The 12,779-nt window shown below is 69.1% G+C and carries 10 protein-coding genes and 2 pseudogenes; 6 read left to right on the top strand and 6 right to left on the bottom strand.

Going from position 1 to position 12,779, the window contains the following annotated elements; translation table 11 throughout:
- Window positions 1–398: 398 nt before the first annotated feature.
- From OG392_RS00585 to OG392_RS00575, 3 genes and pseudogenes are all read left to right on the top strand, one after another.
- Window positions 399–542 (top strand): annotated as a pseudogene (locus OG392_RS00585) (MerR family transcriptional regulator); the annotation flags it as partial.
- Between the two features lie 245 nt (window positions 543–787).
- On the top strand, window positions 788–991 hold the full coding sequence (locus OG392_RS00580) for a cold-shock protein (RefSeq protein ID WP_329274233.1): 204 nt from the start codon (window positions 788–790) through the stop codon (window positions 989–991).
- 244 nt (window positions 992–1,235) lie between these two features.
- Window positions 1,236–2,167, top strand: a protein-coding gene (locus OG392_RS00575; protein ID WP_443054640.1) for an IS5 family transposase whose coding sequence is annotated in 2 segments (ribosomal slippage) — window positions 1,236–1,571 and window positions 1,574–2,167 — 930 coding nt in all. Because the reading frame shifts where the segments join, the coding sequence is not laid out codon by codon here.
- 4 nt (window positions 2,168–2,171) lie between these two features.
- Here OG392_RS00575 and OG392_RS00570 read toward each other — a convergent pair.
- Window positions 2,172–2,606: a hypothetical protein gene (locus OG392_RS00570; RefSeq protein ID WP_329274232.1), complete on the bottom strand. Its 435-nt coding sequence runs from the start codon at window positions 2,604–2,606 to the stop codon at window positions 2,172–2,174.
- Window positions 2,607–2,812: 206 nt separating this feature from the next.
- Here OG392_RS00570 and OG392_RS00565 point away from each other — a divergent pair, with 206 nt between their 5' ends.
- The gene (locus OG392_RS00565; RefSeq protein WP_443054638.1) at window positions 2,813–4,036 is read left to right on the top strand and encodes an IS701 family transposase; all 1,224 of its coding nucleotides are present in this window, start codon (window positions 2,813–2,815) and stop codon (window positions 4,034–4,036) included.
- Between the two features lie 207 nt (window positions 4,037–4,243).
- Here the strand turns inward: OG392_RS00565 and OG392_RS00560 are convergent, their stop codons facing one another.
- The 4 genes and pseudogenes from OG392_RS00560 to OG392_RS00545 all read right to left on the bottom strand — a co-directional run bounded on the left by OG392_RS00560 (window position 4,244) and on the right by OG392_RS00545 (window position 8,356).
- Window positions 4,244–6,037 carry an SMI1/KNR4 family protein gene (locus tag OG392_RS00560; RefSeq protein WP_329274230.1) on the bottom strand — a complete coding sequence of 598 codons (1,794 nt, stop codon included), beginning with the start codon at window positions 6,035–6,037 and terminating at the stop codon, window positions 4,244–4,246.
- Window positions 6,038–6,192: 155 nt separating this feature from the next.
- A pseudogene (locus OG392_RS00555) lies at window positions 6,193–6,376 on the bottom strand (transposase); the annotation flags it as partial.
- A 203-nt stretch (window positions 6,377–6,579) separates the two neighbouring features.
- A complete protein-coding gene (locus OG392_RS00550) occupies window positions 6,580–7,806 on the bottom strand; it encodes a PP2C family protein-serine/threonine phosphatase (protein WP_329274228.1) in 1,227 nt (408 codons plus the stop codon).
- 424 nt (window positions 7,807–8,230) lie between these two features.
- Window positions 8,231–8,356, bottom strand: a complete 126-nt coding sequence (locus OG392_RS00545) for a hypothetical protein (protein WP_329274225.1) — start codon at window positions 8,354–8,356, stop codon at window positions 8,231–8,233.
- A gap of 1,208 nt (window positions 8,357–9,564) precedes the next feature.
- Here OG392_RS00545 and OG392_RS00540 point away from each other — a divergent pair.
- Together OG392_RS00540 and OG392_RS00535 are read left to right on the top strand one after the other, a co-directional pair.
- A complete protein-coding gene (locus OG392_RS00540; RefSeq protein WP_329274223.1) occupies window positions 9,565–9,843 on the top strand; it encodes a GlsB/YeaQ/YmgE family stress response membrane protein in 279 nt (92 codons plus the stop codon).
- Between the two features lie 1,016 nt (window positions 9,844–10,859).
- A complete protein-coding gene (locus tag OG392_RS00535; protein ID WP_329274220.1) occupies window positions 10,860–11,231 on the top strand; it encodes a VOC family protein in 372 nt (123 codons plus the stop codon).
- Between the two features lie 44 nt (window positions 11,232–11,275).
- On the opposite strand, the gene OG392_RS00530 is transcribed toward OG392_RS00535, so the two are convergent.
- Window positions 11,276–12,529 carry a hypothetical protein gene (locus OG392_RS00530; protein WP_329274218.1) on the bottom strand — a complete coding sequence of 418 codons (1,254 nt, stop codon included), beginning with the start codon at window positions 12,527–12,529 and terminating at the stop codon, window positions 11,276–11,278.
- Window positions 12,530–12,779 lie beyond the last annotated feature (250 nt).

The raw sequence follows: 12,779 nt of genomic DNA, 5'->3' as shown, positions 1-12,779 counted from the left end.
CGAAGGGGCGCTGTGAGAGGCCACCAGCAGTACGCAACACCAGCAGTACGCAGTGAAAGCGGTAAGCGGATCCCGCTTGGTACGTGATTGATCCAGAGGGAAGAACGGAGGAACGAAGCACCATCAGGATCGCCCGGACGGCAGTCTTGAGTCCGGGTACCGCAGGACATCGATAGTGAGGTGGTCTCCGGTCAAGCAACCGCGATCCCCGCACCCCCGACCGGACGCAGGTCGGGTCTGTGGACACAGAAGGCCGGCGCCGTATCAGGGCCGGCACGTGGTGTAGAAGTTCCTTCGGGGCCCGGGGCCAGTACTGGCTCCGGGCCCCTCCACGCGTCCCAGAGAGAGGGGCAGATGACAGCAGACGACTCCTACGGCCGTCTCGACGACGATGACTATCCCGCCAGCTCGTAGGCCAAGGCACGCCGATCGAGGCCGCCTGTCGCATCGTCATCATCGAGGACCTGCTCGAAGAAGCCCAGCGCATCAACGCCGCATACCGCCGCGCCGCCGAAGCGGCCCACCCGCCGGTCGCGGCCTGAGAGTGCCGTGCCCGCCGAATACCGGCGGGCATCGTCTGTTCGGGCCGGTTTCGAACGCGCCGCTGTTTCCTGTGGTGACGCAGGGTGTGGGCGTGTAGCGTTCCTGTCAGCTGTCGTGGTTCGGAAGTTCCCTTTGCCCACGCTCCAGGCGTGGGATTTTTGCTGTGCTGTGCCGCAGGAACCAGGGCGATCACCTCCGCCTTCCGCATGGTGCGGGAGGCGTTCATCGACTGGAAGGCATGGATATGGCTACGGGAACTGTGAAGTGGTTCAACGCGGAGAAGGGCTTCGGCTTCATCGCCCAGGACGGTGGCGGTCCGGACGTGTTCGCCCACTACTCCGCCATCAACGCCTCCGGCTTCCGTGAGCTGCAGGAGGGCCAGAGCGTAACGTTCGACGTCACCCAGGGCCAGAAGGGCCCCCAGGCGGAGAACATCACGCCCGCCTGACCCTTACCGCACCGCTGGCAGCTCACCCTGCCCGTCTGGCCCTGCTGCTTCCGGTTCCGTCCCAGAAGCAGCAGGGCCTTCGTGCTTTCCCTCTTCCTTCACCAATAAGGCGTCCGCCACCTCGGTACCGTCACCTCTGCAGCCCTCGTCATCTGGCTCCGTACATGATCGGCCGGACAGGTCCTGGCTAGGACTTGTCCGGTCGATCATGTGACTACTCCGTGCCCGAGTCGTTCCTACGAGCATGGGGCGGGGTGATCTGAGTGATGCCGAGTGGGAACGGCTGCGGCCATTCCTGCCAGTGAGCAACGGGCGTTGTGGCAGGTGGCGGGATCACCGGCAGGTGATCGACGGGATTCTGCACCGGGTGCGGGCCGGGGTGCAGTGGCGTGATCTGCCCGAACGGTTCGGGCCGTGGAAGACCGTCTACGAGCGCCATCGTCTGTGGTCGGTCGATGGAACCTGGGAACGTCTGCTCCAGCAGGTCCAGGCCGCGGCCGACGCCGCAGGCGAGATCGACTGGGATATCTCGGTCGACTCCACCATTGTCCGCGCGCATCAGCACGCGGCCGGAGCCCGCACCGATCCGCCGCCGGCCCCGGGATCAAAGGGGGCCGCAGGGGTGGAACACCAGGACGAGACGCCGTGGCAGAGCCTGGTCGCCCGCCTGGTGGAGGTGGTGCGGGAGGTGAGGGCCTGGGCCGCTCGCGGGGCGGGTTCACCAGCAAGCTCCACCTGAGCGCGGACGGCCGCTGCCGCCCGCTGTCCCTGATCGTCACTCCAGGTCAGCGGGCGGACTGCACCCAGTTCAAGCCGGTCCTTGAGAAGATCCGAGTGCCCAGACCTGGCCCGGGACGGCCGCGCAACAAGCCCGACAGCCTCGCGGCCGACAAGGCTTACAGCAACGGCCCCATCCGCGACTACCTGCGACGACGCGGAATTCGGCACACCCTCCCGGAGAAGACCGACAGCCGGGCCGCCCGCCTGCGCAAAGACTCACGTGGCGGACGGCCACCGGGCTTCGACGAGGACCGCTACAAAAAGCGCAACACCGTCGAGCGGGCGATCAACCGCCTGAAGCAGTTCCGGGCGGTCGCCACGCGTTACGACAAGCGCGGCTACGTCTCCCTCGGCACCGCCACTGCTGCGGCCGTCGCCATCTGGCTCCGGACGTGAACTCCTACGCGACCCAGCAGTAGACGCCCTGGTTCTGGTGCCGGGCGCTGGTGACGAGGCCAGCCAGATCACCCACGATCGCCTCGGCGATCTCCGTGCCGATGACCTCGCCGTCCTCGGCACGCAGCTGAGCCCACGAGGCGGCGGCGTCACGCAGTCTGGAGGCCCCGGCGTCCGCGAGTGCAGTGGACAGGCGAGGCGAGATCGCGAAGACGACGCATCCGTCGTTGTCCTGGCCGGCGACGATGCGAGGCTCACCGGCATCGACGAGTTCCTCGAAGCTGCCGCCGGCCAGAAGGCATTCCCACTCGATCACCGCCTCCTCGGGATCGAAGTTGCCGAAGGAGAGCGACTCGAATGCCCGTCCCGGCCCGGTTTGGAGGGCCAGGCTCGCTGACGTGTCGTCCGGCGCCACGAAGAACTTCACGATGATGCTCACCCGGGCATCATGCCCGACCGCCCACCACCATGATCGGCCGGACAAGTCCTAGTACTCCAGCAGGACTTTGCTGTCTGACCTGCGGGTTTCGCTGGGCGGCTGGAGTGTAGCGGGACTTCGGTCGTGTGGGGGCGGTCTCAGGGAGACCGCCCCTCGATCGTGCGACAACGCCGCAGATAGTGACAGCAGCGGGGCAGCCTCCGAGGGTGATCACCGAGTATGCCGCCGCGCAGTGGGACGTCGAACTGGACGATCTCTTCCTGACCATCGGGCACCGCTTCGGCCGAGTCGAGCTCCGCCGCCGGATGCGTGACTATGTGCGCGGGCTGCTCGCCCCGGTGGCCCGCAAGAACAGCTGGCAGCTGGCGGAACAGGCCGGCCACCGCACGCCCGACGGCCTGCAGCACCTCCTCGCCGGATCGAAGTGGGAGCCCGACGACATCCGCGACGACCTGCAGGAATACGTTGCCGACAAGCTCGGCGAGGCCGACGGCGTCCTGATCATTGACGACACCGGGTTCATCAAGAAGGGCACCACCTCCGCCGGGGTCCAGCGCCAGTACTCCGGCACCGCCGGCCGGACCGAGAACTGCCAGATCGGCGTCTTCGCCGCCTACGCCACCACCCGCGGCAGGGCCCTGGTCGACCGCGAGCTCTACCTCCCGAAGTCCTGGACCGAGGACCGGGAACGCTGCCGCATCGCAAGGGTCCCCGACGAGCGGGAGTTCGCCACCAAGGGTGAACTGGCCCGGCACCTGGTGCTGCGGGCCCTCGCCTCGCCGCTGCCCATCGCCTGGGTCACCGCGGATTCCGCCTACGGTCAGGACAACCGATTCCGCCGGCTGCTGGAACAGTCGGGTGTCGGCTACGTGCTGGCCGTCCCCAAGTCCCAGTTTAGTGTGGGCTGTTCACGGATCGAGGTTCTGTTCGCGCAGGCTCCGGACGAAGCGTGGGAGAAGACCTCGTGCGGCGACGGCGCGAAGGGACCCCGCGTCTACCACTGGGCAGCGGTGCGGCTGCCGGCCGTCGCGGAGTTCGACTATCAGGGCGAGGTCCCTCACCGGATGCGCTGGGCACTGGCCCGGCGCAGCGTCAGCAAGCCCGACGAGATCGCCTACTACCTCGCCTACGCACCCCTTCAGGTCACCGTCCAGGAACTGGTGCGGGTCGCCGGGACCCGCTGGGCGATCGAGGAGTGCTTCCAGGCCGCGAAGAACGAATGCGGCCTGGACCAGTACGAAGTCCGCCGCTACGTGGGCTGGTATCGGCACATCACTCTGGCCATGCTCGCCCACGCCTTCCTGACCGCCACGGCATGCCAGCCCCGGGAAAAAGGGGCGGGACAGATGGGACAGCCGAGGCCATCGAACTCACAGTGGCGGAGGTTCGGCGACTCCTGGCAGCTTGTCGTGCCCGGCCCCCGCACCTGAGCGGACACCGAGGACTACATCACGCGCTGAGCTGGTCGAACTGGCGCCGCCGACGCCAAGCAGTCGCCCGCCGCTGCCATTACCTGCGGCGTTGTCGCACGATCGAGGGGCGGTCTCCCTGAGACCGCCCCCACACGACCGAAGTCCCGCTACACTCCAGCCGCCCAGCGAAACCCGCAGGTCAGACAGTAAAGTCCTGCTGGAGTACTAGTCGGCCAGGTCCGCCGCCAGCTCATCGCGCCAGAGCACGGACATGCGCAGGCTCAGGATCGTCTCCGCCGCCGCGGGCAGGGGCAGCAGCACGAACCGGCGCAGAGCCCCGGCCGCCGCGTCCCGGGCGTGCCACGCCGCGAGGTCGGCCTCGGTGACTGGCGCCGGGTCCGGCTGGTCGCGGGCCGCGTCGAGCTGTCCGCGGACGGCCCGGACCTCCGCCCGGATGGTCCGCATCCGCAGGTCGAGGGCTTCGTCGGCCGCGAGGTCCACCGGCTCGCCCCGACAGACCTGCTCCAGCGCCCGGGCAACCTCCGAGTAGCCGTCGACGCCGGTCTCCGACGCCAGCCGGGTGAGCTGCGCCGCCATCGCGGAGCGCAACCGCTCCGGCGGGGTCCGCTCCACGATGGCACCGAGGTCGAAGTCGCGTACGACGGAGACCGGGTGGCGCGCCTTCGGTACGTCGTCGAGGACCGGCAGCAGCAGCGCGCTGGCCAGCGGTGCCGCTGCGTCGGCCGCCGGGTCCCAGCTGATGCCGTGCTCCGCCGTCAGGCCTGCCAGCAGCCGTGCGTAGGCGGCCGTCGAGCCGGGCCAGGGATCGACGCCGACCCGCTGCCACTGCTGTCCGCCGCCTCCGAGCGCGGGCTGCCCGTCGGGGCCGGTCACGTAGTCCTCGCGCGGCGATTCGACCCGGTGGCCTGCCTCCGGCCACTCCGTGCCGTCCTCCACGACAGTCACGCGCACCTCGCATCCCTGCTTCGCCAGCCGCACCACCCGGGTTCCGCGGGACAGCCGTCCCAGCACCTCGGGACGGCCGAACTGGGCGTCACCGCCCTCCTGTGTGGCGTACGACCACCCCTCGCCGCAGGACCCGGCCCGGACCATGGGGCGGTGCGCGGCCCAGGGTGCGCCGGCGGACAGCCGCGCCTGTTCCCGGCTGCGCGGTCCGGCGGTCGCGGGCACGGAGCCCAGCCGGTCCAGCAGCTCCCCGGGGTCGATGCCCGCCACGAACACGACGTCCGGCTGCACGGGCGGTGCAGGTTCCGGTCCGAAGAATCCGCCGCCCCAGAAGGAGACGACGGCGTACGCCCCGTCAGGCTGCGGGACGGGCGGGGCCGGCTCGGCCGCGAGGACCTGCGGCTCGGGGGCCCCGGCAGCGAGGCCCAGGGCGGAGGTTGGGTCGGCGACTACCGTCCCGCCACCGTCCCAGATCAGAGTGCCCTCGTGGGCCAGGGGTGTCCGCCCGTCGAAGGGCAGGCCGTTCTCCAGGGCCGTGGCGAAGTCGGAGAGGACGTGCCGCAATCCCGGCCAAGAAGTGAACGTCGAGCCCGTCTCGTCGAAGTACCGGCCTACCCGCCCGCGGTGTGGGCCGGGGCGAGTGACCAGGAAGAGTCCGTCGGAGGACTGCCAACCGATGCCCAGTGTGACCAGCAGTCGCTCGTGCGGCCAGTACGCGTACTCGTCTCGCTCCTCCTCGTCGAGCTCGGTCTCCTCCTCGGCAACGTCCTCCCCAACCTCGCGCAGGAACTCGGCGCTCCAGACGATCTCCCCGACTCCGGACAGCGGTCCGTAGTAGTCGAGCCGGAGCGTTCCGTCCTGGAGCTCCACACCGTCATGCCGCAGCAGCGACTCCCTCAGATCGGGCGGTAAGGCCACCCCCAGCCGGAGTTCCGCCGCTGCTATGTCCGCCAGGACGGCTGGCGGCCGCAGCAGTCCGTGGGTGACGGGGGCGTGCCGCGCGAGCCAGCTCTCGATGCGGTCCCAGGACTCTTCGACGGTGAACGTGACCATGCCTCGCACCCTAGGCGCGGGCACTGACACCAGGACGGCCGGGCTGTCCGTCGTCCCCTCCTGCCCTCCCATCCCGTGATCACTCCGTTGACCGCTGTACGGCTGTTCCCCGAGGCCGGTGACCTGATCCTGGACCTTCTGACGTCTCCCTGCCTGGTGGAGTCCACGCTCACAATCGACCAGTCGATGCGGCCCTCGGGGAACAGCGTCGGCCAGGACGGCCGCGAAGAGCCTGTCCCAGGTGCCGTCCGCCGACCAGTGTCGGTGTCGCTCGTACATGGCCTTCCAGCTCCCGGAACGCGCCGGCACATCCCGCCAGGGCACTCCGGTGCGGTTCCGGTTGCCGGGACCACGATCGACATGGGTTTCCGGCCCTGCTCGACGGTCAGGTGGAGTGTGGCAGTGAACCCGCCGCGTGAACATCGCAGCCCACGCGCGTCACTGCCGCCAACCGGATCCGGCGAGGAAGGACACGGTCTGCGTCAATCTGCCTCCCGCACGTGTGAAGCACTCACGAGTCTCTTGGGCCCTGGGGCGGTTGGTCAGAGTCGGACGATGACGAGGGCAGTGTCGTCGGTAGCCCCTCCTGCGGGCAGGAGCTCGAGCAGGAGGGTGTCGGCGAGACGTTCGGGATCTGCCGCACGGTTGCGCGTGAGGGAATCGGCCAGGCGGGCGAGGCCGGCATCGATGTCCTCGCGGCGGCGTTCGATCAACCCGTCGGTATAGAGGACGAGAGTGTCGCCCTCGTTGAACGCGATGGTGGCCTGGGGCCGGGCGACGTGGTCGGGGCGCGCCCCGAGCGGCGGATCGGTGGCCTGGTCGAGGAACTCGACCGTGCCGTCCGTACGCAGCAGGGCCTGTGGAGGGTGGCCGGCACTGCTGTATGTCAGGGTGTGTGAGTCCCAGTCGATGTGAGTCTGCACGGCGGTGGTGTTCTCGGCGCCGTCGATGGAGCGGGCGTACAGGCCGACAACCTCCAGAGCCCGTGCCGGGCCGCCGGCAACGCGAGACGCGGCGGACAGCGCGCTGCGAAGCTGCCCCATGACGCAGGCTGCCCGCAGGCCGTGGCCGACGACGTCGCCGACGCCGACGCCGATACGGTCGCCGGGCAAGTCCACCAGGTCGTACCAGTCGCCGCACACGTTCAGAGAGCCGACCGCGGGCCGGTAGCGCACGGCGGCGCGGTGATGACCCACCGGGCCGGGGGTGGGGAGCATCGCTTCCTGAAGGGCCAGGGCGACCTCACGCTCATGGGCATGGGCCTTCCGCAGTCGTTCGTTCAATCCTTGCAGCTCCAGGGCGCGGGTATACAGCTCGGCCTCCAGCACCCGTGCACGGCTGCCCTCTGGCCTGCCCCGGGCCCTGATCAGCTCGGTCACCTCCTCCACCCGGTGCACGAGCAGTTCCACCCGCCCGTCCGCCCCGACGATGGGCGCATTGACCGGACTCCAGTACCGCTCCTCCCACTCACCAGGCCGCTCCGCGGACTCCACGTCATAGCGCTGCAGCGCCATCGTGTCCCGCTCACCGGTGGCCAGCACCCGCCTGAGCGACGCTTCCAGATTCCGCGCACCCGTGGCCGCCGGATCGCCAGGGTTGTCCGGGAAAGCATCGAACAGATACCGGCCCACCAACTGCTCCCGCGTACGGCCGGACAGCCGAACAAACTCCTCGTTCACGTCCGCGTACACCAGATCCGGGGTCAGCACAGCCACCATGCCGGGCAGCGCCTGGAATACCGCCGCGTAGTTGATTTCCGCCTCCGCCACGACTACCTGCCCGCGCTCGCTACCGTCCGTGACTCCCACGATAAGAGCCGGACGCATCCAGCGCGGGTCGTGACGCGAAAGGAGATCTAGCGGTCGCTCCGCACCGCCCCATCGGGAGGACGGCACACCAGACAGACTGGGGTGCGCCCGCGTGTATCAGGCACCTCCTGCGACGCGGACGTGACGAGACAGGTCTTCTGTTCGTCCCGCTCCAGCTGCTGACAGGCCGGCGGAGCCAGCGGCCGGCGGACCCCGACGTGGTCGCCGGTGGCGACGGCCACTGCGAATGCGGCTCCCGCGGCGGACGCGGCGTCCTGCCGTGCCGACGGGTCTCCGTGCCCCGTCGCTGCGAGCGACAGCGCCAACGCCGAGAGCAGCCCGCACCAGGGGCGCCGGGCCCCGGCGGAGCGAAGCCGCGACCGGGTCACTCCGATTCGGCGCTGGGCACGGCCGGCGGGTTGCGCGGCGCCTGCTTCCTTCCGGCCTCCAGCTCGCTGCCGAGCTCCACGAGCCGGTTGCGGCCCACTGCCTTGCGGGTCTCTTCGATCACTCATCGGCGATCCGGCGGCGTTCCGCCGTATCGTCATCTGAGGTCTTCTCGAAGCGCTCGAACAGCTTCTCGGCTGTCTTGTGGTCGTCGCGCAACAGCACGATCGCATCCATACGGGCGCCCCGTCAGGTGTTGATACGGCTGTTGGTGCCGTCATCGCACACGCCGCCGGAGCTGCGACCCGTCACTCACCTGGAGCCCGGGGCGCCCACCCCCCGGCCGGACACATCATGCGAGTCCGTGTACTGCAACCACGGCCGGGGTCGTCCCGTTGAAGCCCAGGTAGCGGCTACGAGACACCGACCCATGAGGAGCTGCTCCAGGTCCTGCCCATCGAGGAGCTGCGTCTGGTCGTCCGTGAGCTGTCCTTTGCCTCCCCAGAGGGTGCACGCAGACATGAACAGCTGCTGATCCTCTGGCAGCCCGCCGCTGCTGGCATCGCTCAGAGGGACAGTCACACGGCGGCCTACGCCTTCCTGACGGACCGGCTTGCCGATGTCGGCGTCCATCTGACCGCTGAACGACTGGAACAGCTGGACTACCGAAAGCTCGTCGCGCAAGTGGGCTGAGAACGCCGCACGGAGAAGGCGCATCAGGACAGCGGCACCCGAGCCACAGCCACCGCTCATGGAAAGCCCGACGTCGCTCGGCCTGCGTCGTCCTGGCCTGGTGCGAGCACGCCGATGGCCGGAGTGGGTGGGCCCAGCACGTTCTTCAGTTGCTGCTTGGCCATGGTCGAGAGGCACTCGGGCCGCGCTTCTTCGCCCCCTGGTAGAGGTTGTCCCTGGTCCGTTTGGATGAACCGCAGCCACCGCCCGACGTCTCGCCGCCCCGCTGGGAGGCGGATGCCCCGGGGGCGAGCTGTGCCTGCCTGCGGTCCCTCTCTGCCGGATCGCGCACCTTCCCTTTCCACGGTTCGGGGCGGATTCCGGTCAGCTCACGGGCTTCGCGGCCGGCGCCCTCGGCTCACGTAGACATCGGCGCCCGTCGGTCTAGAGGGCCACCGCGGGAATGGGCACCTCGCAACCGGGGCGCTGCCTCCAATCTGGACGCCATTCCTGCCATCACCCAGCCACGGCCGACGACGCCCCCGCGGCCCCTGGGAGCACTGCTATCGCGGTGATCAACCGATTCAGACGTTTGGAATTCTCAGGACGGCGAAGACGGCACCTCAACGCAGCGCCCGTCTATCGAGGTAGGAGAAGCGCATGGGCATCATTGCCTGGATCCTGATCGGACTGCTCGCGGGCTTCATCGCCAAGGCCCTGATGCCGGGCAAGGACCCCGGCGGGATCATCATCACGATGCTCATCGGCATCGCGGGCGGACTGCTCGGCGGCTGGCTCGGCAAGGTCATCTTCGGCGTCGACTCCATAGACGGCTTTTTCGATCTCTCCACCTGGATCGCTGCCATCGTCGGCTCTGTCATCCTCCTGGCCGTTTACCGACTGGTCACCGGGAACAGGCGTCACCACCGGCACGCCTGAGCGGACCGGTCACCCTTGGGGCTATGGCTCCCCCTCGTGAGGGGGAGCCAGTCCGCTGTTCACGGGCGCCCCGTCAGGTGACGGCGCCCGGGCGTGGCGGTCCGCTTGAGGTTCACCTTGTTGCACGTCACCGCTTCCAGCGGCCCCCGTTACCCGGGAGCGGCAGTGCCCGTATGCGTCCACGTGCGGCAGGTCGGGAGGGAGGTGTGGAGGGAAGCCTCCTACTCGTCTGACTTCGGAAAGGAAGGCGCTGTGTCGCCTTCCGAGTCACTCAGAGCACGGCAGAAGCGGCAGGGAGCACCGTCTGGGTCACCTGCAGCAGCACCGTTCCGGTAGGGGTCCCAGAGACCAGAACGGACTCCGGAAACGTACTCGTCGTGTTCATGCGTGCGCCTGGCCATGACCAACCAACAGTCACTTCCGGCCATAGCGAACGGTAGGCGTCAGGGCTGTGACGCCGCTGCGGCATTGCCGTTCACCAGGTCTTTCCCTGTCACAGTTCGACACCACCGCATGTCACCAGCACCCCTTCGTCGAAGCCACTGGCACGGCAGGGCGTGGGGCAGGGCGAAAGAGTAGACCTCGCGCTCGCCGCTCGGCTGCGCCTGGGCTGGGGGAGGAGGGCGGTCACCGTTGCACGTGCGACGGCTTCCGTCGTGCCGGCCGTTCCACGGTCCGTGTCCCCGTGGGTGAGGGCCGCGGCACCCGCACCGCGCGGGCCGAAGCCAATCGAGCCGAAGCCGCCCTTGCTGGCGAAGTGGAGGCACTCCGGGGCCAGGTCTGCGCAGTCCCGCAACCGGCCCTCACCTATGGCCATCGCACGCCCGGCCGGCCATAGCGGCCTCGCCATCTTGACGTGGCTGGTCAGCAGGGGTGGCGTGACCCCGTTTCGGGGTGCTCGTGTTGGCCGTGGGCTGCAGTCAGGGGCGGGGATCGTCCGGTGAACTGGTCTGCCGATGAGTTCACCGTCCTCGAACGGTCTACCCAGCGACACGACCGTTCTCGACAGGAGTGCCATGTCCACCATCCAGCCAGTGATCATCACTGCCGACCAGGACGTCCTGGTCGGCTTCTATACGAAACTGTTCGGCGCCGAGGAGATCTTCCGGGTACCGGCGGAAGGCCCGGCCTTCTACCTCGGCCTGCGCATCGGCGACACCGACCTCGGGTTGGTGGCCAAGACGAACCCGGGGACCGGGGCGGCGGCACCGCGGATCCTGCTCAGCATCGGTGTCGACGACGTCGTCGACACGCTCGGCCGGGTGACGGCGCTGGGCGGCTCGATCCGCAGCGGCCCCAGGGACATGCCGTGGGGGCAGCGCGTCGCCCACATCCAGGACCCCGACGGCAACCCGCTGAACCTCACCCAGCCGATCCCGGCTAAGTGACGCTGCTCCGGGGTACCCACGCGCCGACCGCAGATCGACCCGGCTCATCCGGTCGCGGGATACACATTCATGTCGATGCCCACGGCTGCGTACTCGTTGATCACGTACGTGCTCGCCCCGTCGTAGAGACCGCGGTCCTTGCCCGTGCGTGCGTCGAGGATGACGCCGTCAGCGCCGGCGGTGGCGTAGACGGCACCGTGGAAGGCGTTGTGGACCTCGGGCTTCTTCCGCGAGGGGCCGTCCTCGGAGATGCTCCAGAGCACCTTGCGGCTCTGGGCATCGATGCCCAGAGCCGTCTCCTTGGTGTCGCACACGACGACGGACCGCTGGTCGTGGAAGCAGTGGATGAAGCTGCCGCCCGGTGAGCTGGGGACGCGCTCGCCCGTACGGCTGTCGCGCAGCGAGCCCGCGACGAAGAAGCCGCCGCCCACCTGCTCGACCTCCACTGCGGCGCGGCCCTCCTGCCTCCAGCGCGGGGAGCCGTCCGTGAGCGCCAGGCCCGCGAGGGCGAGGTCCTCCTTCTGGGAGTGCCAGCCGTCGATGACCTGGAAGGTCGCCTCGTCGCCGAGCTGGGCACCGATGACGACGCCGCCGTCCAGCACGCCGCCCGCGAAACCGTCCTTCTGCCAGGTCACCTGGTGGCTCTTCAGGTCAACGGCGTAGGTGGTGGCGCTCTGACCGCCGTCACTGCCCGAATCGTCCCTGCTGGTGAGGACCCTGACGGCCGCGGTTCCGCCCTCAGCGCCGATCACCGCCGGCTCCAAATCACCCACGGTCGCTCCCTTGGGCGCGGGCAGCCGGACCGTCCAGGACACCTTGCCGCTGTCCGCGTCGACGGACCGCAGGTAGACGTCGGTCCGGTCGCGCTCGGTACCCGAGCCCTTCGTGTAGTCGGCGAACGCGAAGAGGACACCCGTCTGCCCGTCCTGCTGGGCGAATACCGGGGGGATCGTCTGGTCGTCGCTCGGCTGGCCCTCCTTGCCGGTGTACCAGTCCTTGCGGCCGAGAGGGGACGACCAGAGCTTCTGCCCGGACTGGGTGTCGTAGGCGTCGAGGGCCGCGGAGGTCCGGTGGTAGAGCCTGGGCCCGTGCAGGGCGAACCCCCAGTCCTTGACGTCCTCGTCCACGGACAGCGCGATCTCCGCGCCGAACTTCGCCGGAGGGTCGAACGCCTTCGCCGCGACCGGTGGCTTGACGCCAGGGGCCTCACCCGGCGCCCCGGCGTCCGCGTCCGTCCCGGACGAGCCGTCGGAACACCCCGCCAAACCGGCCAGCACAGCCACGAGAGCCAGATGCATGACATGCCGGTGCGTCGCTCGCACAGTGATCCCCTCCGCTTGGTCAACTCCGCAGCATCCTAGTGTCGTTGTCCACGCGGCGCGTTCGCTTAGATCGTCCGCGCAGCCATCGGCAACGCCATCGACAACGCTGCCCCCCAGGACAACCATGCAGGACTGCGTCCCCTGGGAGGGTCGTTCGCCGGACGGCGTCCTATTCCGCACAGGCAGGTGCCCGACCCCGACCAGCTGAAGGACCCCGACTTCGTCC

It is taken from the genome of Streptomyces sp. NBC_00691, assembly GCF_036226665.1.
Lineage (GTDB): Bacteria > Actinomycetota > Actinomycetes > Streptomycetales > Streptomycetaceae > Streptomyces.
Note: the sequence above shows the minus strand (reverse complement) of the source record. Positions and strands in the feature narration are given on the sequence as shown.

Bases quoted from the DNA above. Each gene is read 5' to 3' on its own strand.
- OG392_RS00580 (WP_329274233.1), top strand. From the start codon at position 788: ATGGCTACGGGAACTGTGAAGTGGTTCAACGCGGAGAAGGGCTTCGGC.
- OG392_RS00560 (WP_329274230.1), bottom strand. From the start codon at position 6,037: ATGGTCACGTTCACCGTCGAAGAGTCCTGGGACCGCATCGAGAGCTGG.
- OG392_RS00540 (WP_329274223.1), top strand. From the start codon at position 9,565: ATGGGCATCATTGCCTGGATCCTGATCGGACTGCTCGCGGGCTTCATC.
- OG392_RS00535 (WP_329274220.1), top strand. From the start codon at position 10,860: ATGTCCACCATCCAGCCAGTGATCATCACTGCCGACCAGGACGTCCTG.
- OG392_RS00530 (WP_329274218.1), bottom strand. From the start codon at position 12,529: ATGCATCTGGCTCTCGTGGCTGTGCTGGCCGGTTTGGCGGGGTGTTCC.